At 58.5% G+C, this 21,831-nt stretch carries 22 protein-coding genes and 1 riboswitch; of the genes, 14 read left to right on the plus strand and 8 right to left on the minus strand.

The features are described 5' to 3' along the window. Positions 1 to 106 precede the first annotated feature (106 nt). The 3 genes from brnQ to LOY43_RS08325 all read left to right on the plus strand — a co-directional run bounded on the left by brnQ (position 107) and on the right by LOY43_RS08325 (position 2,830). Positions 107 to 1,420, plus strand: coding sequence for a branched-chain amino acid transport system II carrier protein (brnQ, locus tag LOY43_RS08315; protein ID WP_095124981.1), 1,314 nt, complete (start codon positions 107 to 109; stop codon positions 1,418 to 1,420). 271 nt (positions 1,421 to 1,691) lie between these two features. Then, positions 1,692 to 2,429 carry a DUF599 domain-containing protein gene (locus tag LOY43_RS08320; protein ID WP_095050220.1) on the plus strand — a complete coding sequence of 246 codons (738 nt, stop codon included), beginning with the start codon at positions 1,692 to 1,694 and terminating at the stop codon, positions 2,427 to 2,429. Continuing rightward, positions 2,429 to 2,830: an MAPEG family protein gene (locus LOY43_RS08325; protein WP_095050221.1), complete on the plus strand. Its 402-nt coding sequence runs from the start codon at positions 2,429 to 2,431 to the stop codon at positions 2,828 to 2,830. Before LOY43_RS08320 ends, LOY43_RS08325 begins: the two co-directional genes overlap by 1 nt. 78 nt (positions 2,831 to 2,908) lie before the next feature. On the opposite strand, the gene LOY43_RS08330 is transcribed toward LOY43_RS08325, so the two are convergent. Further along, positions 2,909 to 3,145 carry a hypothetical protein gene (locus LOY43_RS08330; protein WP_007919867.1) on the minus strand — a complete coding sequence of 79 codons (237 nt, stop codon included), beginning with the start codon at positions 3,143 to 3,145 and terminating at the stop codon, positions 2,909 to 2,911. 158 nt (positions 3,146 to 3,303) lie between these two features. Here LOY43_RS08330 and LOY43_RS08335 point away from each other — a divergent pair, with 158 nt between their 5' ends. The 4 genes from LOY43_RS08335 (at position 3,304) to LOY43_RS08350 (ending at position 7,013) form a co-directional block, all read left to right on the plus strand. After that, positions 3,304 to 3,780, plus strand: a complete 477-nt coding sequence (locus LOY43_RS08335; RefSeq protein ID WP_095050222.1) for a PaaI family thioesterase — start codon at positions 3,304 to 3,306, stop codon at positions 3,778 to 3,780. Then, the gene (locus LOY43_RS08340) at positions 3,777 to 4,229 is read left to right on the plus strand and encodes a PaaI family thioesterase (protein WP_220558339.1); all 453 of its coding nucleotides are present in this window, start codon (positions 3,777 to 3,779) and stop codon (positions 4,227 to 4,229) included. Before LOY43_RS08335 ends, LOY43_RS08340 begins: the two co-directional genes overlap by 4 nt. A gap of 82 nt (positions 4,230 to 4,311) precedes the next feature. Continuing rightward, complete coding sequence (gene htpG / locus LOY43_RS08345; RefSeq protein WP_258709450.1) at positions 4,312 to 6,216, plus strand: molecular chaperone HtpG; 1,905 nt, start codon at positions 4,312 to 4,314, stop codon at positions 6,214 to 6,216. A gap of 68 nt (positions 6,217 to 6,284) precedes the next feature. Further along, positions 6,285 to 7,013, plus strand: a complete 729-nt coding sequence (locus LOY43_RS08350; protein WP_258709451.1) for a dienelactone hydrolase family protein — start codon at positions 6,285 to 6,287, stop codon at positions 7,011 to 7,013. A 230-nt stretch (positions 7,014 to 7,243) separates the two neighbouring features. Here the strand turns inward: LOY43_RS08350 and LOY43_RS08355 are convergent, their stop codons facing one another. Together LOY43_RS08355 and LOY43_RS08360 are read right to left on the minus strand one after the other, a co-directional pair. Further along, a complete protein-coding gene (locus tag LOY43_RS08355; protein WP_095124977.1) occupies positions 7,244 to 8,110 on the minus strand; it encodes a pirin family protein in 867 nt (288 codons plus the stop codon). Between the two features lie 61 nt (positions 8,111 to 8,171). Then, positions 8,172 to 8,588, minus strand: coding sequence for an OsmC family protein (locus LOY43_RS08360; protein ID WP_095050226.1), 417 nt, complete (start codon positions 8,586 to 8,588; stop codon positions 8,172 to 8,174). Between the two features lie 128 nt (positions 8,589 to 8,716). Here LOY43_RS08360 and LOY43_RS08365 point away from each other — a divergent pair, with 128 nt between their 5' ends. Both LOY43_RS08365 and LOY43_RS08370 read left to right on the plus strand, forming a co-directional pair. Continuing rightward, on the plus strand, positions 8,717 to 9,772 hold the full coding sequence (locus LOY43_RS08365; protein WP_095124975.1) for an amidohydrolase family protein: 1,056 nt from the start codon (positions 8,717 to 8,719) through the stop codon (positions 9,770 to 9,772). 130 nt (positions 9,773 to 9,902) lie between these two features. Next, entirely contained in the window at positions 9,903 to 11,528 is a 1,626-nt protein-coding gene (locus LOY43_RS08370) for a methyl-accepting chemotaxis protein (protein WP_095124973.1), read from the plus strand. A gap of 274 nt (positions 11,529 to 11,802) precedes the next feature. Here the strand turns inward: LOY43_RS08370 and LOY43_RS08375 are convergent, their stop codons facing one another. From LOY43_RS08375 to purM, 3 genes are read right to left on the minus strand one after another with little or no spacing between them, the layout of a single operon-like run. Then, positions 11,803 to 12,516, minus strand: coding sequence for a DUF3108 domain-containing protein (locus tag LOY43_RS08375; RefSeq protein WP_095050229.1), 714 nt, complete (start codon positions 12,514 to 12,516; stop codon positions 11,803 to 11,805). A gap of 8 nt (positions 12,517 to 12,524) precedes the next feature. Then, the gene (gene purN, locus LOY43_RS08380) at positions 12,525 to 13,175 is read right to left on the minus strand and encodes a phosphoribosylglycinamide formyltransferase (protein WP_258709452.1); all 651 of its coding nucleotides are present in this window, start codon (positions 13,173 to 13,175) and stop codon (positions 12,525 to 12,527) included. Beyond that, positions 13,175 to 14,233 (minus strand): phosphoribosylformylglycinamidine cyclo-ligase, encoded by a 1,059-nt coding sequence (gene purM, locus LOY43_RS08385; protein ID WP_007919839.1) that lies wholly within the window; start codon positions 14,231 to 14,233, stop codon positions 13,175 to 13,177. The genes purN and purM overlap by 1 nt, the downstream gene beginning before the upstream one ends. 374 nt (positions 14,234 to 14,607) lie before the next feature. Between purM and LOY43_RS08390 the strand changes: the two genes are divergently transcribed. The 5 genes from LOY43_RS08390 to LOY43_RS08410 all read left to right on the plus strand — a co-directional run bounded on the left by LOY43_RS08390 (position 14,608) and on the right by LOY43_RS08410 (position 19,286). Beyond that, positions 14,608 to 15,666: a DUF2066 domain-containing protein gene (locus LOY43_RS08390; RefSeq protein ID WP_258709453.1), complete on the plus strand. Its 1,059-nt coding sequence runs from the start codon at positions 14,608 to 14,610 to the stop codon at positions 15,664 to 15,666. Between the two features lie 34 nt (positions 15,667 to 15,700). Next, on the plus strand, positions 15,701 to 16,774 hold the full coding sequence (locus LOY43_RS08395; protein ID WP_093440003.1) for an AI-2E family transporter: 1,074 nt from the start codon (positions 15,701 to 15,703) through the stop codon (positions 16,772 to 16,774). Between the two features lie 206 nt (positions 16,775 to 16,980). After that, on the plus strand, positions 16,981 to 17,685 hold the full coding sequence (gene hda, locus LOY43_RS08400; protein WP_007919828.1) for a DnaA regulatory inactivator Hda: 705 nt from the start codon (positions 16,981 to 16,983) through the stop codon (positions 17,683 to 17,685). 226 nt (positions 17,686 to 17,911) lie between these two features. Further along, positions 17,912 to 18,529, plus strand: coding sequence for a C40 family peptidase (locus LOY43_RS08405; RefSeq protein ID WP_007919826.1), 618 nt, complete (start codon positions 17,912 to 17,914; stop codon positions 18,527 to 18,529). 220 nt (positions 18,530 to 18,749) lie between these two features. Continuing rightward, positions 18,750 to 19,286: a C40 family peptidase gene (locus tag LOY43_RS08410; protein ID WP_095050233.1), complete on the plus strand. Its 537-nt coding sequence runs from the start codon at positions 18,750 to 18,752 to the stop codon at positions 19,284 to 19,286. Between the two features lie 133 nt (positions 19,287 to 19,419). On the opposite strand, the gene LOY43_RS08415 is transcribed toward LOY43_RS08410, so the two are convergent. After that, positions 19,420 to 20,733: a sorbosone dehydrogenase family protein gene (locus LOY43_RS08415; RefSeq protein WP_258709454.1), complete on the minus strand. Its 1,314-nt coding sequence runs from the start codon at positions 20,731 to 20,733 to the stop codon at positions 19,420 to 19,422. A 66-nt stretch (positions 20,734 to 20,799) separates the two neighbouring features. Then, positions 20,800 to 21,384, minus strand: coding sequence for a hypothetical protein (locus LOY43_RS08420; protein WP_095051078.1), 585 nt, complete (start codon positions 21,382 to 21,384; stop codon positions 20,800 to 20,802). A 163-nt stretch (positions 21,385 to 21,547) separates the two neighbouring features. Next, a riboswitch (cobalamin riboswitch) is annotated at positions 21,548 to 21,778 on the plus strand. The last annotated feature ends 53 nt before the right edge of the window (positions 21,779 to 21,831 follow it).

A 21,831-nucleotide genomic window follows, 5' to 3' on the forward strand; every position in this document is an offset into this window, starting at 1 on the left:
TGCAACGCGCTTTAAGGGTCAGTCCCATACGGATCGACAGCATTTCCCTAATTACACAGGGCAATCCCCCTCTAAATTCCGATTTCAGTAGTGTGGTATTACCTTAATGAAAGTTTTGAAAGGTCAGGACATCCTGGCACTTGGCTTTATGACATTTGCCCTGTTCGTTGGGGCTGGCAACATTATTTTCCCGCCGATCGTGGGCTTGCAGGCCGGACCTCATGTCTGGATGGCCGCGCTGGGCTTCCTGATCACTGCGGTCGGTCTGCCGGTGATCACCGTCGTTGCACTGGCCAAGGTTGGTGGGGCGATGGATACGCTGAGCAGCCCGATCGGCAAGATTGCCGGCGGCATTCTGGCGGCTGCGTGCTACCTGGCGGTCGGCCCGTTGTTCGCCACCCCGCGTACCGCAACCGTATCGTTTGAAGTCGGTCTAGCGCCGCTCACTGGCGAAAGCCCGCTGGCACTGTTCCTCTACAGCTCGGTGTACTTCCTGCTGGTGTTCTTCATCTCGCTCTACCCTGGGCGGTTGCTGGACACCGTTGGCCGTTTCCTCGCGCCGCTGAAGATCATCGCACTGGCGGTGCTCGGTATCGCCGCATTCGCCTTGCCGGCGGGTGACATCGGCCATGGCACGCCAGAATACGTGGCGGCACCGTTCTCCCAAGGCTTTATCAATGGTTACCTGACCATGGATACCCTGGGCGCGCTGGTGTTCGGCATTGTCATCGTTAACGCGATCCGCTCCCGTGGCGTCGAGTCGCCCGCGCTGATCACCCGTTACGCGATCATCGCCGGGCTGATTGCCGGTGTCGGTCTGGCGCTGGTGTATGTCAGCCTGTTCCGCCTCGGTTCCGGCAGCCACGAAGTGGCGGTGGGCGCGACCAACGGCGCGGCGGTACTGCATGCCTACGTGCAACACACCTTCGGTTCGCTGGGCAGCGGTTTCCTCGCGGTGTTGATCTCGCTGGCGTGCCTGGTGACAGCGGTCGGCCTGACCTGTGCTTGCGCTGAGTACTTCAGCCGTGTGTTGCCACTGTCCTACAAGACCCTGGTGATCATTCTGGCGGCGTTCTCGCTGCTGGTGTCCAACCTGGGCCTGACCAAGCTGATTGCCTTCTCGATCCCGGTGCTGACCGCGATCTACCCGCCGTGCATCGTGCTGGTAGCGCTGAGCTTCTGCAAAGACTTCTGGCATGAGCACGGCCGCATTCTTGGTCCGGTGATGCTGGTATCGTTTGTGTTTGGCACCATCGACGCGCTGAAAGGCGCGGGTCTGGCCGACTGGATGCCATCGCAGCTGTCCCACCTGCCGCTGAGCGAGCAGGGCCTGGCCTGGTTGGTGCCGTGTGTGATGACGCTGGTGGTTGCAGTGGTTTGCGATCGCATGCTGGGCAAGCGCAGCGAAGCGGTTGCCTGACGTTGCCTGACCCGCCATAAGCGGGTCTTCAACGCTTAAACAGAAATGCCCCGTATCAATCGATACGGGGCATTTTTTATGCGCGTCAGGCAGTGTCTTTTTCCCTAGGCTAACGTCGAAGAGTTGCCGAAGTCCTAATGTGGGAGCGAGCCTGCTCGCGAAAGCGTTGTGTCAGCCGCCATCACTGTTGCGTGATACGCCGCTTTCGTCGGAACGCCGCCCGGAGCAGGCTCGCTCCCACAGGTAGCATCCATACTCCACAGGGAATTGCATGTCGTTCATCCAAGCCAACCTGATCCACCTGCTCGCCGCCGTCTGGTTTGTCATCTGCTGGGGTGGTTACACCCGTTATGCCGGCTGGAAAGCCCGCGACACAGCGTGTCTGGCCAGTGTGCTGCACCTGTACCGCGAGGACTGGATGCGCCGTATGTTGCTGCGTGACAACCGCATCGCCGACGCCAGCGTGATTGGCAATCTTGAACGCAACGCCTCGTTCTTCGCCTCAAGCACATTGATTATTCTCGCCGGCATTCTCACCGTGCTTGGCGCGTCAGAGCGGGCGGTTTCGTTGCTGGCGGACATCCCGATGGTGCAACAGGCGTCGCAGGGCATGTCGGAGATCAAGTTGCTGTGTCTGGCGATGGTGTTCGTTTACGCCTTCTTCACTTTTAGCTGGTGCATGCGTCAGTACAACTTTGCTGCCGTACTGGTGGGGTCGGCGCCGATGATCGGCGAGCGGCAGGTGTCGGAGCAGGAGCGTAAAGCCTTTGCCTTGCGGGCGGCGCGAGTGATTTCAATGGCGGCCAACCAGTTCAACTTCGGCTTGCGTTCCTACTACTTCGGCATGAGCATGCTGGCCTGGTTTGTGAGTCCATGGTTGTTCATGTTGATGAGTGCCGGCGTCGTGGTGGTTCTGTACCGCCGGGAGTTTCATTCCGACGTTCTCGATGTCATGGTCTATACCCCTACAGAAGCCCCCCTTCCCGAAACAAACAGAGAGGTCGCTTGATGAGTATTCCGTTCTGGTGTGTGTTTATCAGCGCGCTGTTGATCTATATCGCGCGTATGCCGGTAGGCAAAGCGATGAAAGAGCAGGGTGGTTACAACAATCACCTGCCGCGTCAGCAACAGGCGCAATTGACCGGTTACGGCGCGAGGGCGCTGGCGGCGCATCAGAACAGCATCGAAGCGTTCATGTTGTTCGCAGTCGCTGTGTTGATGGCGCACACCACGCAAACGGCAGGATGGCTGATCGACACATTAGCGATCGTCTTCGTGATCGCGCGACTCTTCTACTTGTGGTTCTACCTGGCCGATCTTCCCAAACTGCGCAGTCTGGTCTGGATAGTTGGCGTATTGTGTTCGCTGTTGCTAATGATTAGTCCGACTTTTAGAACTGTCTTGCTCTAAGGCGACTCTGGCGTTAATTGCCAGGCAAAAGAAAACCCGCACTTGGCGGGTTTTCTTCTTTCTGCAGCAAAAAGCGAATTATTGCTTCTTGGCAGCTTCTTCTTGTGCAGCAGCGTTCGATTCAGCCTGAGCTTTGGCAGCTTCGGCGTTTTCTTTCGCAGCGTCGTTCACTTTATCCTGAGCTTTGTTCATGTCTTGCTGAGCTTGTTCAGCATGTTGGTTGGCATCTTGAGCTTTGTCCTCGGATTTTTTATCGCAGGCAGCGAGACCGAGGGAAGCGGTCAACATCAAGGCAATAGCAAAAGTCTTACGCATGGGGTGTTTCTCCTTATGGAAAATAACTACTGGCCTTAAGAACTCGGCGCTACAGGTTAAGTTCCTCATTTCTTTCAGATATATAAGTTTGTTTTTACACGGAACTTTTGCTGTTTTGCTCACTACTGGCAAAAGGCTCTAACGAGAGTAATTATCAAATGGCCGAAAACACCGTTTTTGAGCGTGCGACGCGGTTTCTATCGGCGCTGCGTCACTGTCAGGTACTCGGTTTGCAGGTGCACAGCGCCTCGGCCGAAGGGCTTACGGTGATCTTGCCGTACAGCGAAAAAATCGTCGGCAATCCCCGGACCGGAGTCATTCACGGCGGGGCGATTACTTCATTGATGGACACCGCCTGCGGGATGTCGACCCTGTGCGTGTTGCCGGAGTTCGAGGTGTGTCCGACCCTCGATCTGCGCATCGATTACATGCACGCCGCCGAGCCGAACAAGGATGTGTATGGCTTTGCCCAGTGCTACCGAGTGACCACCGATGTGATATTCGCCCGAGGCTTTGCTTATCAGGATGATCCCGAACAGCCCATCGCCCATGTGGTCGGCACCTTCATGCGCATGGGCAAGGGCCTCAAAGGCACCAAAGGTTTCGGCGGCGCGATCAAGGGAGAAAGTCAGTGATTGACGACCTCAAGCAACAATTGCAGCAGGCCCATGCAGAGGGTGATTACGCGCCGTTGCTGGAACTGATCCCGTACGCCGGGCTAATCGGTATCGAGTGTTCGCGAGTCGGTGATGAACTGTTGTTCAAGCTGCCGGCGAACAAGGACAACATTGGTAACCCTTTATTGCCAGCGATCCACGGCGGGGTGATTGCCGGATTCATGGAGCTGGCCGCCGCCCTGCATCTGTTGATTTTCACCGGTGCGCCTGGCGTGCCGAAGATTATCGACTTCTCCCTTGATTACCTGCGCGCCGGGCAGTTCCGCGATACCTGGGCCAAATGTCAGGTCTGCCGTCAGGGACGCCGCGTCGCCAACGTTGCGATCACAGCCTGGCAAAGCACTGAAAGCGAACCGATTGCCACCGCGCGTGCGCACTTCAAAATCGAGGAGCCCTTGAAATCCTGAACAGCGCCCCAAACTCACAAGACAACCCGCCGTCGACCATTTCGGGTCGCGGCCACTGCCATCTGATTGGAGTTTGATGACCATGAGTGTGGAAACTCAAAAGGAAACCCTGGGCTTCCAGACCGAGGTAAAGCAGCTGCTGCACCTCATGATCCATTCGCTGTATTCCAACAAGGAAATTTTCCTTCGCGAATTGATCTCGAACGCCTCTGACGCTGTCGATAAGCTGCGCTTCGAAGCCCTGGCCAAGCCAGAGTTGCTCGAAGGTGGCGCTGATCTGAAAATCCGTGTGAGCTTCGACAAGGACGCCAAGACCGTCACCCTCGAAGACAACGGTATCGGCATGAACCGCGACGATGTGATCACCCACCTGGGGACCATCGCGAAATCCGGCACTGCCGATTTCATGAAAAATCTTTCGGGCGATCAGAAGAAAGATTCGCACCTGATCGGTCAGTTCGGTGTGGGCTTCTACTCCGCCTTCATCGTTGCTGACCAAGTTGATGTGTACTCCCGTCGCGCCGGCACCCCGGCCAGCGAAGGCGTGCACTGGTCGTCGAAAGGCGAGGGCGAGTTCGAAGTCGCCACCATCGACAAACCAGAGCGCGGCACCCGCATCGTTCTGCACCTGAAAGCTGCGGAAGACGAGTTCGCCGATGGCTGGCGTCTGCGCAACATCATCAAGAAGTACTCCGACCACATTGCTTTGCCGATCGAACTGCCGAAAGAAGCGGCAGAAGCAGAAGGCGAAGAAGCACCAGCCGTTGAATGGGAAACCGTCAACCGCGCCAGCGCCCTGTGGACCCGTCCGCGCACTGAGGTGAAGGACGAGGAATACCAGGAGTTCTACAAGCACATCGCTCACGACTTTGAAAACCCACTCGCCTGGAGCCACAACAAAGTCGAAGGCAAGCTTGAGTACAGTTCGCTGCTGTACGTGCCGGCCCGCGCACCGTTCGACCTGTACCAGCGTGAAGCGCCGAAAGGCCTGAAGCTCTACGTGCAACGCGTGTTCGTCATGGATCAGGCCGAGTCGTTCCTGCCGCTGTACCTGCGCTTCATCAAAGGCGTGGTCGATTCCAACGACCTGTCGCTGAACGTGTCGCGCGAAATCCTGCAGAAAGACCCGATCATCGATTCGATGAAGACCGCGCTGACCAAGCGTGTGCTCGACATGCTGGAAAAACTGGCGAAAAACGAGCCTGAGCAATACAAAGGCTTCTGGAAGAACTTCGGTCAGGTCATGAAAGAAGGCCCGGCCGAAGACTTCGCCAACAAAGAGAAAATTGCCGGTCTGCTGCGTTTCGCATCGACCAATGGCGACGACGGCGAGCAGATCGTCGGTCTGGCCGACTACCTGGCTCGCGCCAAGGAAGGTCAGGACAAGATCTACTACCTCACCGGCGAAACCTACGCGCAGGTTAAAAACAGCCCGCACCTGGAAGTCTTCCGCAAGAAAGGCATCGAAGTACTGCTGCTGACCGACCGCATCGACGAGTGGCTGATGAGCTACCTCAGCGAGTTCGACGGCAAGACTTTCGTTGACGTGGCACGTGGTGATCTTGATCTGGGCAATCTGGACTCGGAAGAGGACAAGAAAGCTGCAGAAGAAGTCGCCAAGTCCAAAGAAGGTCTGGTTGAGCGTCTGAAAACCGCGCTGGGCGATTCCGTGGCTGAAGTCCGCGTATCGCATCGTCTGACCGACTCGCCGGCCATTCTGGCCATCGGCGAGCAGGATCTGGGTCTGCAAATGCGCCAGATCCTCGAAGCCAGCGGGCAAAAAGTGCCGGATTCGAAGCCAATCTTCGAATTCAACCCAAGCCACCCGCTGATCGAGAAACTCGATGGCGAGCAGAGCGAAGAGCGGTTCGGCGACCTGTCGCACATCCTCTTCGATCAGGCAGCCCTGGCTGCCGGCGACAGCTTGAAAGATCCGGCCGCTTATGTGCGCCGCCTGAACAAGCTGCTGGTTGAACTGTCGGTTTAACCAAGTCGTAGAAAAACCCGCTTCGGCGGGTTTTTTCATTCTGGTGTTTAGCAAATCAGGAGTCAGAAATGAGCGAAGTCACTGTACGTTCCGTGGTCTACCAGATCGACGGCCAGCCTTATGAAGGTCGTCTGGCGTTCGACGCCGAGCACAAAGGCGCGCGTCCGGGTTTGTTGATGGCGCCGAACTGGATGGGCGTCAGCGCCGGTGCCGAAGAGATCGCCAAATCGGTCGCGGCCAAGGGCTACGTGGTGTTGATCGCTGACGTTTACGGTCAGGCTGTGCGTCCGCAGAACGCGGATCAGGCCGGCGCGGCGATGATGCCGTTGAAGGATGATCGCGCGCTGCTGCGCAAGCGTATGCAAGCGGCGTTCGAGCAGTTGCAGAAGCAGGGCGAAGCGGCGGTGGATACTTCGAACCTGGCAGTGTTCGGTTTCTGCTTTGGTGGTTGCTGTGCGCTGGATTTGGCGCGCATCGGTGCGCCGGTGAAAGCGGCGGTGTCGTTCCACGGCACGCTGGATTCGCCGAATCCGGCCGACGCGCAGAACATCAAAGGTTCGGTGCTGGTGCTGCACGGTGCTTCAGACCCGTTGGTGCCAAAAGAGCAATTGCCGGCGTTTGAGGATGAAATGAACGCGGCGAAAGTCGATTGGCAACTGCTGAGCTATGGCGGTGCGGTGCACTCGTTCACTGATCCGCATGCGAATGTGCCGGGCAAGATGATGTACGACGCGAAAACCGCGAAGCGCGCGTTCAAGTCGATGCATGATTTGCTGGATGAAGTGTTCAAGGGCTGAAGCCTGAAAAGCAAAAGCCCCTCACCCTAACCCTCCCGAAACGTCGGACCGCCCGTAGGGAGAGGGGACTGAATGGGGGATGCTTCAGGGTTACGCCGACCTGAAAGTGTCTTGGTGAATCCATAATCGCCAAGATTTTTCAGGTCGATGTATGACGCCAGACACCTCGGTCGGCTCCCTCTCCCTACGGGCGGTCCGACGTTTCGGGAGGGCTGGGGTGAGGGTGCTTTTCAGCGCGGTAACTCGATCCGCTCAACTTCCCCCGGCACCGTCGGCCAATCCCCGGCCGCCCATTTACGCCGTGCTTCATCAATCGCCGCCGGATCGCTCGCGACAAAATTCCAGTTGATCCGCCGCGGCCCGTCCAGCGGCGCGCCGCCGAACACCACCGCGTGCACATCACTTTCGGCAAACAGACTCATCTCTTCCCCGGCCGGCAATACCACCAACGCATGCGGCTCAATCGCTTCGCCATTCAATTGCGCATCCCCACTCAACACATAAACCGCCCGCTCTTCATGCTCGGTCGGAATCAGCAAAGTGGTCGCGGTTTGCATGTTCACTTCCGCATACAACGTAGGAGAAAGCACCGGCACCGGCGATTCCAGGCAAAAGCCTGACCCGGCAATCATGCGGATCTGTACGCCAAGGTTATCGCTGACCGGCAATGTCGCTGCCGGGTGATGGCTGTAATGCCCCGGGCCTTGCTCGTGATCCTTGGGCGACGCCAGCCAGATCTGCAAACCGTGCATCGTGAAACTCTGGTCCCACAACGGTTCCGGCGTGCGCTCGACGTGTGCAATCGCACTACCAGCGGTCATCCAGCTGACATCACCGGCTCTGACTACTTGATCCGAGCCAAGGCTGTCCTTGTGCTGGATCTGACCTTCGAACAGATACGTGAGCGTCGACAGACCGATGTGCGGGTGCTGTCGGATATTCATACCTTTGCCCGTCGGATAAACCGTCTCGAGCATGTGGTCGAAAAACACGAAAGGCCCGACGCTGCGGCATTTGGCTGACGGCAACGGGCGCAGAATCGGCTGGCCTTCGACGTCTTCGGCGCGCGGGCGGATGATCAGAGGTTGCGTGTCCATGGTGCATTCCAGGCTGAGCGGGTGATGCCAGAAGCATAACCCGCCGCTGGCATGAGGAGGATTACTGGCTATCGAAGCCTTGCGGAGCGTGGGTTTCGATCGTCACGTCGCTGGTGGTCATCAGTTTGTGAATCGGGCAGCGATCGGCGACGCGCAGCAGTTCTTCACGCTGGGCGTCGGTGAGTACGCCTTTGAGGGTGAGGGTTACGTGCAGGGCGTATTTGCCTTTCTGCTCTTCACTGTTGTCGCGTTTGACCTCGACTCCGACACCGGTCAGCGGGATGTCTTTTTTCTTCGCGTACATCTTCAGAGTCAACGCTTTGCAGGCGCCGAGGGCCGCATCGAAATAGTCGTGCGGCTCAGGTGCCGAGCCTTCGCCGCCGGCGGTTTTCGGCACGTCGGCAAACAGTTCGTGATCATCAATCTGTACGGTGTGACGAAAACCTTCAGCGGAGACGGTATTGACGGTAACAGTCATGGGAACCTCACAGGCAGTAGGAAAAGTCGTTCGATCAAAAAAGACCTTGCAGTTATAGAGCATTCCCACCGGTACGCGTTCCACTTTCCTGCGGGATGAACCCTTGTCGTCAGGGTGCGGTCTAGGCTATGCCTACTTCCCGGAGATTACTTGTGTCCCTGTATCGTCTGAGTCTTGCCTGTCTTCTTCTGGTTGCCGGCAGCGCGAGCGCCCGCGATTACACCTACAGCGATGCGCACCTGCATTACGTGGATTTTTTCCAGGAAAGCGCAGGCATGGCGAAACTGCTGACAGCCATGCAGGACAATTCCATCGAGCATGTGATGATTTCCGGCATTCCGGTGGCGAAGAAATGGCACGAAGACGAACCCAAGCGTCCGCGTTATTACGCGGGTGACGACGCTGACGCCTACTGGTACAGCGCAACCGATGTGATCGTTGCTGATGCCGTGCAAAAACTCAGCGCCGAGCAGCGCCCGTACTTTCATCCCTTCCTGGCCGGCTTCAACCCCAACGACAAGAACTCCGCCGCACATATCCAGCGCATGCTCGACCTTTACCCAGGGCTTTGGCAGGGCATCGGCGAAGTGTTTACCCGGCATGACGATCTCACGGCGCTGACCTCCGGCGACACGCCGCGGGCCAACAATGAAGCGATGACCAAGATCTATCATCTGGCCGCCGAGAACGATCTGCCGGTGATGCTGCATTCCAACATCACCTCCAAGCGTGAGAAAAATCCGCTGTACCTGAAGGAAATCGAAGAGCCGCTTCGTAATCACCCGCATACACGATTTATCTGGGCGCACGCCGGCACCAGTGCCGAAATTCATCGGCATCAGACACAACTGAAGTTCTTGCTGCCCACGCTGACGCGCATGCTTGAGGCGTATCCCAACCTGTTTATCGACTTGTCCTGGAGCATGCTCACGCCGTACCTGCTGGACGAACAGGGCACGCCGCGCGCGGAGTGGCTGGCGCTGGTCGAGAAATACCCGGAACGCTTCATGCTCGGCTCTGACGTGGTCGGGCGTTTCAATAAGCTCGGTGAAGAAATGCGCAGTTTCAAACCGTTCCTTGATGCGCTGCCGGAAGACGTTGCGCAAAAAGTCGCTCGGGATAACTTCCTGGCAATCTTGCCGCGAACGGTGCTCAAGTCCGGCAAAAGTACGCTGAATCGTTAATGCCAACGGTTCGAAGGATCAAGGCCTTTTGATATCGCCTTTTCGTCTTACGCAAATTTTCGCCGGGCCGATACCTTCTAAAGCAACCAGCTGCAGGGTTGATGCAGCGCTTTTGGAAGGAACCAGAGCAATGAGTATCCGTAGTCTCAATATTGCCCCGCGCGCCGGCCTCGGTTTTGGCCTGTTGGCGCTGATGGTATTTGCCCTCGGGGCGTTCGCTTTGCTGCAAATGTCAAACATGCGCGCGCAGTCCGACGAGGTCGATAACAATTGGCTGCCGAGCGTGATGGCGGTCGGCGAGATGAGTCAGGACATGCTGCGCCTGCGAGCGTTGACCATGCGTCTGTTACTCAATCGTGATCCGCAGGCGCTCGAACAGAACGTTGCCAAACTCAATGAATTGCGCGGTGTGCTTAGTGAGGCGCAGCAGCGTTATGACGTGCTGATCGTGTTGCCCGAGGAGCGCAAGCTGTTCGATCGCTTCAAGGTTGCCGAACACCAGTATCTGGAGTTTCAGGCACAAGTCATGCAGTTGTCTGCGCAGAATCGGGTCGAGGAGGCCGCGACCATTCTCAATGGTCAGATGAGTCCCTTGGCCGACGAAATCGCAGTGCTTTTGCGCGAACTGGTTGAGCTGAATAAACACAATGCCAATCTCGCCACCGAAGCTGCGCGGCTGGTGTTCATGAATTCGCGGGTGTGGGTCGGGGTGATGATTGGCGTGACCGCGCTGATCACCATCGGCCTGGCCCTGTTGCTGACCCGCAGCATCGTGTTGCCGCTGGCGCAGTCGTTGGGCGTGGCCGAGGTGGTGGCGGGTGGCGATCTGACCGGCGACATCAACATCAGCGGCAAGGACGAGCCGGCGCGGCTGTTGCAGGCGCTCAAGAGCATGCAGCACAACTTGCGCGAGACGATTCGGCAAATCTCGGAGTCCTCCAGCCAATTGGCCTCAGCGTCAGAGGAGCTGAGTTGCGTCACGGAAGACGCTACGCGCGGGTTACACCAGCAGAGCCTGGAAATCGAACAGGCGGCCACGGCGGTCAATCAGATGACTGCTGCAGTGGAGGAGGTTGCCAGCAATGCCGTGGCAACGTCAGAAGCGTCGCGGGAATCCGATCGTATTGCCCAGCATGGTCGTGAACAGGTGCATCAAACGGTGTTGTCTATTGAATCGCTTGCCGATGATGTGACGGCCAATGCCAGCCAAGTAGAAGATCTGGCGCAGAAGGTCTATAGCATCAGCAAAGTGCTGGACGTGATTCGTTCGATTGCCGAGCAGACCAATTTGCTGGCGCTGAACGCTGCGATCGAAGCGGCGCGGGCCGGCGATGCCGGGCGTGGGTTTGCTGTGGTGGCGGACGAGGTGCGGGCCTTGGCGCATCGCACCCAGCAATCGACGCAAGAGATTGAGCAGATGATTGGCGGCATTCAGCAGGGCACCGATTCGGCGGTGAGTTCGATGCAGCAGAGCAATGTGCGGGCGCGCTCGACGCTGGAGTTAGCCAAGGCGGCCGGGGCTGCACTTGAAGAGATTGCCTCGGCGTTCACGCTGATCAACGAGCGCAATCTGGTGATCGCCAGTGCCTCGGAAGAGCAGGCGGCGGTGGCGCGGGAAGTGGATCGTAATCTGATGAATATTCGTGATCTGGCGATGCAGACATCGGCCGGGGCCAATCAAACGAGCGCGGCGAGTCAGGAACTGTCGCGGTTGGCGGTGGATTTGAACAGCATGGTCGCCAAGTTCTCGGTTTGAGGTTTGCCTTCAAAAGCCCCTCACCCTAACCCTCTCCCAAGGGGAGAGGGGACTGACCGTGCGATGCGCTGCACATACGTCGACCTGAAACTGCTTGGGTGAATCCATAATCGACTCTGTTTTTCAGGTCGATGCCCAGCGCCAGACATCTCGGTCGGCTCCCTCTCCCTCGGGAGAGGGCTGGGGTGAGGGGCGAAGGTGACACAAAAAGTCGAGTTAAACGCAGGCAAAAAAAAGCCCCGCATTTCGCGGGGCTCTTTGTTCTTGCGGCGGATCAGCTGCCTTTAACGGCTTTGCCGTTGACGGTGCCGTCTTGGAGCATGATGTTGTACTCCTTGCCGTCGGTTTCAACCTGTTGCAGGCGAACCAGCAGGTAATCCCAATCCTTGGCGAACCAGAGGACGGTGATGCGCTTGCTTTGTGTCGGGTCGCGCACGCGCTCGACCTTGATCGCATCAATCTTGCCAGCCTTGGTCTCGACTTTTTCCGAACCCAGCACGCGGAAGTCATAGGTATCGACTTCACCGTCATCGACCACTTGATAGCTCATGGTCTTCTTGCCGGCAGCAACGTCATGTTGCAGTGCCAACTGGTAAGTGGACTTGTCGACCATGCCGCGATTCAGCGGAATCTTCACCGCGTCGCCACGGTCGGTACCGGTGACCATTTTGCTGTTCCAGTCAAAATCCAGATCAGCCTTTTTCGCTTTGCCCAGACCGCCACGTTCAAAATGGTAGGACTGCGGTAGCAGGGTGTCCTTGTCCAGGGTCAGGGTGCTTTCTTCAGTCAGGCTGGCGATCATCATCGAGGCCTTGAAGCTGAGCTTCCAGACGCCGTTGGCTTCCTTGACCAGACTGCGCTCGGCGGTGCCGCTCATGGGCAACTGCTTCCAGTCGGCGGTGTAGCTGGCGGAGAACGGTTGAAGGTCCGCTGCCTGCGCGAAGGGCAGGGCGAGCAGAGCGCAAGCGAAGAGCAGGGCGCGACGCATAATATCTCCTAGTTTCGAATCAAGTGGCCGCTGGCCGCGAGTAACTGGCCGTCCAGCAAAGCACCGTGTTCACCGAGTGCCAGTCTGCCTTCGGCAAACCAGCGTACTGCCATCGGGTAGATCAGGTGTTCCTGAACGTGGACTCGCTGCGCCAGACTCTGCGGCGTGTCGTGCAACTCTACCGGTAATACTGCCTGTACGACCAGTGGTCCGCCATCGAGTTCCTCGGTGACGAAGTGCACGGAGCAGCCGTGCTCAGTGTCACCGGCCTCCAGCGCACGCTGATGAGTGTGTAACCCTTTGTATTTGGGCAGAAGCGACGGGTGGATGTTGAGCAGGCGACCCTGATAGTGGCGAACGAAATCAGCGCTGAGAATGCGCATGAAGCCCGCCAGCACCACAAGTTTCGGTTTGAATTCGTCGATCAGTTCGATCAGGGCAGCATCGAAGGCCTCGCGACCTTCGAATGCCTTGTGATCCAGCGAGCGGGTGGCGATACCCGCAGCACTGGCGCGTTGCAGGCCGTAGGCGTCGGCGCGATTGGAAATCACTGCAGCGATGCGGACCGGGCTGTCGCCGGTCCGCGTGCTGTCGATCAGAGCCTGCAAGTTACTGCCGGTGCCGGACAACAGCACCACGACATCACAGGTTGCGGACATTAATGAGCCTTAAGGTTCTGCAGATCAACCTGGGCAGCGCCTTCGGCAGCGGCAGCGATCTGACCGATGACCCAAGGCTGTTCGCCGGCGTCACGCAGGGTGTTCAGCGCAACTTCTACGTGTTCCTGAGCCACGCAGATGACCATGCCAACGCCGCAGTTCAGCACGCGGTGCATTTCGGTCTCGTCAACGTTGCCTTTTTCCTGCAGCCAGTCGAATACGGCAGGGCGAGTCCAGCTAGCCACGTCAACCACAGCCTGAGCGCCTTTTGGCAGAACGCGCGGGATGTTGTCGAGCAGGCCGCCACCGGTGATGTGGGCCATGGCTTTGACCGCGCCGGTGTCTTTGATCAGCTTGAGCAGCGGCTTCACGTAGATACGGGTCGGGGCCATCAGCAGGTCGGTCAGCGGTTTGCCGTCGAGCTGGATGTTTTCGATGTCGGCACCGGAGACTTCGATGATCTTGCGGATCAGCGAGTAGCCGTTGGAGTGCGGGCCGGACGATGGCAGAGCGATCAGCGCATCACCAGTGGCGACTTTCGAGCCGTCGATGATTTCCGATTTTTCCACGACGCCGACGCAGAAGCCGGCCAGGTCGTAGTCTTCGCCTTCGTACATGCCTGGCATTTCAGCGGTTTCACCGCCTACCAGCGAGCAGCCCGACAGTTCGCAGCCAGCGCCGATGCCGGTTACCACCTGGGCAGCGGTGTCGACATTCAGTTTGCCGGTGGCGTAGTAGTCGAGGAAGAACAGTGGCTCAGCGCCGCAAACGACGAGGTCGTTCACGCACATGGCAACCAGGTCGATACCGATGCTGTCGTGCTTGTTCAGGTTCAGCGCCAGACGCAGCTTGGTGCCGACGCCGTCGGTACCGGAAACCAGAACTGGCTGCTTGTAGCCGGCCGGGATTTCGCAGAGGGCGCCGAAACCGCCCAGGCCGCCCATGACTTCCGGGCGCGCAGTGCGCTTGGCGACGCTCTTGATGCGTTCGACCAATGCTTCACCGGCGTCGATGTCTACACCGGCGTCCTTGTAGCTCAGGGAGGGTTGCTTGCTCATGATCCAGGCCTTTAGGGGAGGGGATTCAGGGGTAACGACCGAGTTCAGCGGGAACGTCGAAATCGAGGGTGGCGATGGCCTCACGCGAGTTTCGAGGTGCCCGGCTGTTGCCGGTCTGCGAAGGCGCGCGATTTTATCAGGCTTGAGGGGCAGCGGCCATCCTCGCACCGACGGGCAGGGCCATATCAGCGGAAATTTTTTGCAATTGAGCCGTATGAACGCCTGTATAAGGTGTGGCGATTAACCGTCTATCGTTATCACTGTGCAAAAACTTACCGCTACCGTGTGAATGTTTTGCGATGGCAGATTGTCACAGCCTTGCTTAACCGGTTCACGCGGCCTGTTCCAGCCGCTCCTGTCGACGGGAATTTTCCATGCGTTTTTGTAAATTGTTGTTTGTGGGTTGTTTGTCTCTGCTCAGCCTGGCGAGTCACGCCGAAAATCTCAAAGGCCTTTATCAAGTGCGTGAGCCGGTCAATGGCCAGGCTCCGGAAGAACGTGATCGCGCCACGCAGGCGGCGCTCGACACGTTGGTGCTGCGTTTGACGGGCGATCCGAAAGCTGCGCAAAACCCGGGGCTGGCGGCGATTCGCAAGGATCCGCAGCAAATTATCAGTCAGTTCGGTTTCGATGCCGGGCCGCCGGAGGTGCTGAAGGTCGATTTTGATCCGGCGACCACCGAGCAGGCGCTGCGTCGGGCCGGCCTGTCGTTGTGGGGCGCCAGTCGGCCGTCGATTCTGAGCTGGTGGCTGAATGATTCGACTGAAGGTTCGAGTCTGGTCGGTGACGGTCAGGCCGCTGCGGCGCCGTTGCGTACGGCTGCGCAACACCGCGGCTTGCCGTTGCGTTTGCCGCTGGCTGATTTGAGTGAGCAGTTGGTTGCCACTGCGCCAGCGCTTGAGGGCACGGATCCGGCGCCACTGCGCGGTGCTTCGGAGCGCTACAACGCTGACGCCTTGCTGGCGGTGCATGCCCGTGAAGAGGGCGGGCAATGGCAGGCCAAGTGGCACTTGTGGCTGGGCGACCAGAAAGAGGCGGGCAGTGTGCAGGGCGCCGATCAGGCCGCTGTCGCTGATGCGGTGATGCTGGCGGTGGCTGAGCGTCTGGCGCCACGATTTGTTGCCAAGCCCGGTGCTTCGGGTCAGCAGACCCTGGAAGTCCAACGCATGAATCTTGAACATTACGCGGCGCTGCTGCGGTTACTCGAACCGTTTGGCGTGCGTCTGCAAAGTGTTGATGGCGATCGTATCGTTTATCGGGTCAATGGCAGTGCCGATCAGATGCGTGCGCAGCTGTCGCTGGCGAAGTTGCAGGAGTTGCCGGCCGAGGCGCCGGCTCCGGTAGCGGCGCCACAACCAGTGGCTGGTGGCGCAACACCTGTCGCGGTGCCAGCCCCGACCCCGGCAGCACCGTCGTTGCGGTTTCGCTGGTAAGTCTTTCCTTATATAGAAGCAACAGGAGTGGTACATGGCCGATACGCGGCGTTGGTTCTGGCTCGGTGGGGTAGTCCTGCTTTGCGCGTTTGTGTGGTTGCTGCACCCGATCCTCACGCCGTTTCTGGTGGCGCTGCTGCTGGCTTATCTGTTCGATCCGTTGGTGGATCGTCTGGAAAAACTCGGGCTGTCGCGAACCTGGGGCGTAATCGCGGTGTTTGCGTTGTTCACGCTGATCGTCACCGCACTGATGCTGGTGCTGGTGCCGATGCTCGCCAAGCAGTTGCTGCGTCTGTACGAACTGGCACCGCAGATGCTCGACTGGTTGCAGCACACAGCTGTGCCGTGGGCGCAGTCGAAGCTGGGGTTGTCGGACGGGTTCTGGAAGTTCGATAAGGTCAAGGCCGCGATCAGCGAGCACATGGGTCAGACCACCGACATTGTCGGCGTGGTGCTGAGTCAGGCAACGGCCTCCAGTCTTGCGCTGATCGGCTGGCTGGCCAATCTGGTGCTGATCCCGGTGGTGAGTTTCTACCTGCTGCGCGACTGGGACGTGATGATGGCCAAGATCCGCAGCCTGCTGCCGCGTGATCGTGAAGAGCGTGTAGTCGCCTTGGCTGGCGAATGTCATGAAGTGCTGGGCGCGTTCGTTCGTGGTCAGTTGCTGGTGATGCTGGCGCTGGGTGTGATTTATGCGGCAGGCTTGATGATTGTCGGTCTGGAGCTGGGGCTGTTGATCGGACTGATCGCGGGGCTGGCGGCGATCGTGCCGTACATGGGCTTCGTGATCGGCATTGGCGCAGCGCTGATTGCCGGGTTGTTCCAGTTCGGTGGTGATCTGTACCCGATGGTCGGGATCGTCGCGGTGTTCATGGTTGGTCAGGCGCTTGAGGGTATGGTGTTGACCCCGTTGCTGGTGGGTGATCGTATTGGTCTGCACCCGGTGGCGGTAATCTTCGCGATTCTGGCTGGCGGCGAGCTGTTCGGTTTCACCGGTGTGCTGTTGGCCTTGCCGGTGGCGGCGGTGATCATGGTGCTGGTGCGCCATGTGCACGACTTGTACAAGGATTCCGAGATCTATAGCGGTGTGGACGAGCCGGAGTTGTAACGGTGCAGGGCGGCCCGGCGATTAGCCGGGTTGGCCCGTGTCCTGCAGGCGCTGGCGCCAAAGAATCTGTCATAAAACCAGCGTGTTAACGCAAACCTTTGATTTTGCTTGAACTCTGTCGCATTGTGCGCTCAGCTTCACGGGTATAAACTTCGCAAACTTTACACAGAGGCCACTAACGGTTCCTTGAGAACTGTTCAGTCAGCATGAAACCGATTCAGCTGCCCCTAGGTGTGCGTCTGCGTGACGACGCCACCTTCATCAACTACTACCCAGGCGCCAATGCCGCTGCACTCGGCTATGTCGAGCGTCTATGCGAAGCCGACGCCGGCTGGACAGAAAGCCTGATCTACCTGTGGGGCAAACACGGCGTAGGGCGGACGCATCTGTTGCAGGCCGCATGCTTGCGCTTCGAGCAGATGGGTGAGCCGGCTGTGTATTTGCCGTTGGCCGAGTTGATGGACCGCGGCGTTGAAATCCTCGACAACCTTGAACAGTACGAGCTGGTTTGCCTGGACGACTTGCAAGTGATTGCCGGCAAGGCTGACTGGGAAGAGGCGATGTTTCATCTGTTCAATCGTCTACGTGACAGCGGTCGGCGCTTGCTGATTGCCGCCTCCACCTCTCCGCGTGAATTGCCGGTCAAACTGGCTGACTTGAAATCCCGCCTGACCCTGGCGCTGATTTTCCAGATGCGTCCGCTCTCCGATGAAGACAAATTGCGCGCCTTGCAATTGCGCGCGTCGCGTCGCGGTCTGCACCTGACTGACGAAGTCGGGCATTTTATTTTGACTCGCGGCACTCGCAGCATGAGTGCGCTGTTTGACTTGCTTGAACAGCTCGATCAGGCCTCCTTGCAGGCGCAGCGCAAGCTGACCATTCCCTTCCTGAAAGAAACCCTTGGCTGGTAGCCATCCCTTTGGTTCTGTGGCTTGTAGCGTGTTTCGGCATATTTCAGGCGCCAGAAAATCCGCTTTCCTGCGAGGTGCGCAGGCCGCGTATCGGTTCAAATGGGCTTAAGCGCTTAGATGTAAACGAGAAACCGAGAAGTCACAAAAAGATCGATTGAATTTGCAAATGAGGCTGATAGCGGGCATAGTCTCGGCTTCTTTACAACTATCAGCCACGGTCGTGCCCATGCTAAAGCGCTTCGCACCCCTCGTGCCTCTCGCACTCGTCACCCTGTTGTACGGTTGCGCTGCTCATTCTCCAGTTCAAGAGCAGCCTCAACAGGTTAAAAATTCTGCCACGGCTCAGTCTTCCGTTATTTACCAGGAAGAGCTGGACACCGAAAAAGAACTCAACGAATTCAATGGCAAGAAGCCTTATCAGCTTCCTGTTCTGGCCGACAGCATCCTCGAACGCGGCATGTCCCTGATCGGTACCCGTTACCGTTTCGGCGGTACCTCTGAAGCCGGTTTCGATTGCAGCGGTTTCATCGGCTATCTGTTCCGCGAAGAAGCTGGCATGAACCTGCCGCGCTCGACCCGCGAAATGATCAACGTTGATGCGCCGCTGGTCTCGCGCAGCAACCTTGAGCCGGGCGATCTGCTGTTCTTCGCCACCAACGGTCGTCGCGGTCGTGTCAGTCACGCCGGGATCTACCTGGGTGACAACCAGTTCATCCACTCCAGCAGTCGTCGCAGCGGCGGTGTTCGCATCGACAGCCTGGGTGACAGCTACTGGAGCAAGACTTTCATCGAAGCGAAACGCGCTCTGGCCAACGCTCCAACCGTCGTCACTGCTCGCAAGTAATTCCCCCGATGTCGCTGCGCTCGCGGCGACAATCAGGCTCCCTGCAATGGAGTAGACGTAGACTTTACAAGGTGAAGTTAAAGTCTTACTTGAAGTTTGCCGCGTAGCCGCTAGAATCCTGTATCTATATTGATGGCAAACCGCCTGCGTGCTCACGCAGGCGGTTTTGTTTTCTGTCCATCGGCAGAAAAAGCCGCAGCCAGATCAGGATGTTCTGCTTATGACGATGACGGCCCGCCTCACATTGATCTTCTTCGCAGCGCTGCTCAGCGCCTGCGCCAGTCGTACACCGCCGCCTGCGCCGGTGGTTCGCGCACCGGTCGTGTTCGGCCCATCCCAAGCTTTTTCACCGGCTGCTGAAGACGTGCTGTTTCGCGCGCTCGGCCTGGTGGGCACGCCGTATCGCTGGGGCGGCAACACGCCGGATTCGGGGTTTGATTGCAGCGGGCTGATCGGTTTTGTCTACCGTGATGCGGCGGGCATCTCTTTGCCGCGTTCGACGCGTGAGCTGATCGTTATGCAGGCGCCGAATGTCGGCAAGGAAGGCTTGCAGACTGGCGACCTGATCTTCTTCGCCACCAATGGCGGCTCGCAGGTCAGTCATGCAGGGATTTACGTCGGCGAAGGGCGCTTCGTGCATGCGCCGGCCACGGGCGGCACGGTGAAGCTGGACAGCCTGTCGAAGGCGTACTGGCAGAAAGCTTATCTGAGTGCCAAGCGGGTGTTGCAGCCGGAGCATCTGGCGCATAACCCGTAGTAAAAATCGCAGCAATCCTAATGTGGGAGCGAGCCTGCTCGCGAAAGCGGTGTATCAGTCAACTCAATGGAGACTGACACTCCGCATTCGCGAGCAGGCTCGCTCCCACAGTTGTTTCAGGTCACATTCAGCATCACTTCGTGGCCGACACTCGCCACACCTTATTGCCAACATCATCCGCCACCAGCAAACCCCCTTGCTGATCGATCACCACGCCTACCGGCCGACCCAAAGCATTCTCGTCCTTGTCGAGGAAACCGGTCAGCACATCCACCGGTTTGCCGCTCGGCTTGCCGCCGGTAAACGGCACGAAAATCACTTTGTAGCCACTGTGCGGTTTGCGGTTCCATGAGCCGTGCTGGCCGATAAACGCGCCTTCCTTGAACTGCGCCGGCAGCGTGTTGCCCTCGGCAAAGCTCAGGCCCAGCGAGGCGGTGTGCGGCCCGACTGCATAATCCGGGGCAATGGCTTTAGCCACCAGGTCCGGATTCTGCGGCGTAACGCGGACATCGATATGCTGGCCGTAGTAACTGAACGGCCAGCCGTAGAAACCACCGTCCTTCACGGAAGTGATGTAGTCCGGCACCAGGTCACTGCCGATTTCATCGCGCTCATTCACTGCCGTCCACAGCGCGCCACTGGTCGGTTCCCAGGCCAGGCCGTTGGGGTTGCGGATGCCCGAGGCGAAGATCCGGTGATTGCCGGTTGCACGATCGACTTCCCAGATCGCCGCGCGGCCCTCTTCCTTATCCAGGCCATTTTCGCCGACGTTGCTGTTCGAGCCGACCGTGACATAGAGCTTGCTGCCGTCCTTGCTGGCAATAACGTTTTTGGTCCAGTGGTGATTCAGCGTGCCGCCGGGCAGATCGACAACCTTGATTGGCTGCGACTTGATCTCGGTCGCGCCGGGTTCGTAGTTAAAGCGCAGCAAGCGATCGGTATCAGCGACGTAAAGATCGTTGCCAACCAGCGTCATGCCGAACGGCGAGTTGAGGTTCTGCAGAAACACCGTGCGGGTCTCGGCAACGCCATCATGATCGGCGTCACGCAGCAAGGTGATGCGGTTCGGACTCGGCACGCCAGCGCCGGCCTTGCCCATGACCTTCTTCATCACCCAGCCACGAATGCCGCTGCTGTCATCAGGCTTGGGTGGAGCGTTGGTTTCCGCCACCAGCACATCGCCGTTGGGCAACACATAGAGCCAGCGCGGATGATCGAGGCCTTCGGCGAATGACGCGACCTGAGTGCCAGCCGCCGCAGTCGGTTTGCCGCCGTCGGGCCAGCCGATCGCCGGGGCAATGTTAACCGTCGGGATCAGGGTCTTGTTCGGTTCGGGTAATTTCGGTGATGGGCCGGTGCCGTCGGAGACTTGCAGGCTGGAGGATTCACCACAGGCGGCGAGCCCTCCGGCGAAGGCGATGACAAAAACGAGCTGGGGCTTGCGCATTGCTGATCTTCCCTATGAATGCATTCCTAATCATAGAGGAGGGCGCAAGCCCGATGGTTCAACTGCTCAGCCGCGGGCTTCCTTGAACAGCACGGCGATGCCCGGGTGATAGTTGCCGGCTTCGCTGCGCAATTTGCGGTAGGCGTAGGGGAAATACCAGGCGACCGCGCAGGTGTGTTCCTTTTGCAGGTCGTCGACCATGTCTTGCAGTTCTTCGGGGCTGGCGCTGTGCTGGGCTTTCTGCGGCGCGACAAACAGGCAGCCGAGCTTGAGGTCGCTGGCATAGCTGATGCGTTTGGCGTCGTTGGTGATGTCCAGCAGGGCTTGAGTCAGATTCAGGTTGGTAACCTTTGGCCAGCGCTGAGTGGCCTGGATAAAGGCGCGGTCTTCGGCACCGGCGAGAAACAGATCGGCGCGGGCATTGCGCTCGCCTTCTTCGTTCTGCTTGCGCGTGGCAGTGTCGTTCAAAGTGACCAGCTCAGCCATCCAGGCTGCGGCCGAGAGCACTCCGAGATTGGCTTTCTCGTCATGCCAGTAAGGGGTGTCGCTGTCGCCGCGCACGGCGTTGTAGCGGTCGATACAGTCAAACCAGCGTTCAAGCACCGGGCGCAGGAATTCCAGGCGCGGGTTGCTGATGATCATGCCTTGCATCGTCATCATCCTTTATTGTTGTAGTGGGCTTTTCGAGAAAAGCATGGCTCTTTGATATCATTTGTATCAGTGTGGCACAAGATTGGCGGCAGATAAGTGATCGGCGGCAGTTATTCGCCCGATGGCCGCCTCTTTAATTGACGCTCCACCCCCAACCCTCTAACCTTCGCGGCTTGTTTCAGGTGCTCTGTGACCTGCGTCGACAGAGTGAAACAGGGAAGCCGGTGAGGGTTGTCTTCGCACGAAGAACCACCACGATCCCGGCGCTGCCCCCGCAACGGTAAATGAGTGAAAACTGCGCCTTGAGCCACTGCCTCGAAAGAAGCGGGAAGGCGCGCAGTCAGGCATGCGCCGCTCATGAGCCCGGAGACCGGCCTGATCCATCCAGCGGCATCACGGTGGGCGATGCCAGGCTTTTTGCCGTCTATTCTTGTGCCTGCCCGCCGT

The organism is Pseudomonas sp. B21-041, from assembly GCF_024748675.1.
GTDB classification, from domain to species: domain Bacteria; phylum Pseudomonadota; class Gammaproteobacteria; order Pseudomonadales; family Pseudomonadaceae; genus Aquipseudomonas; species Aquipseudomonas neuropathica.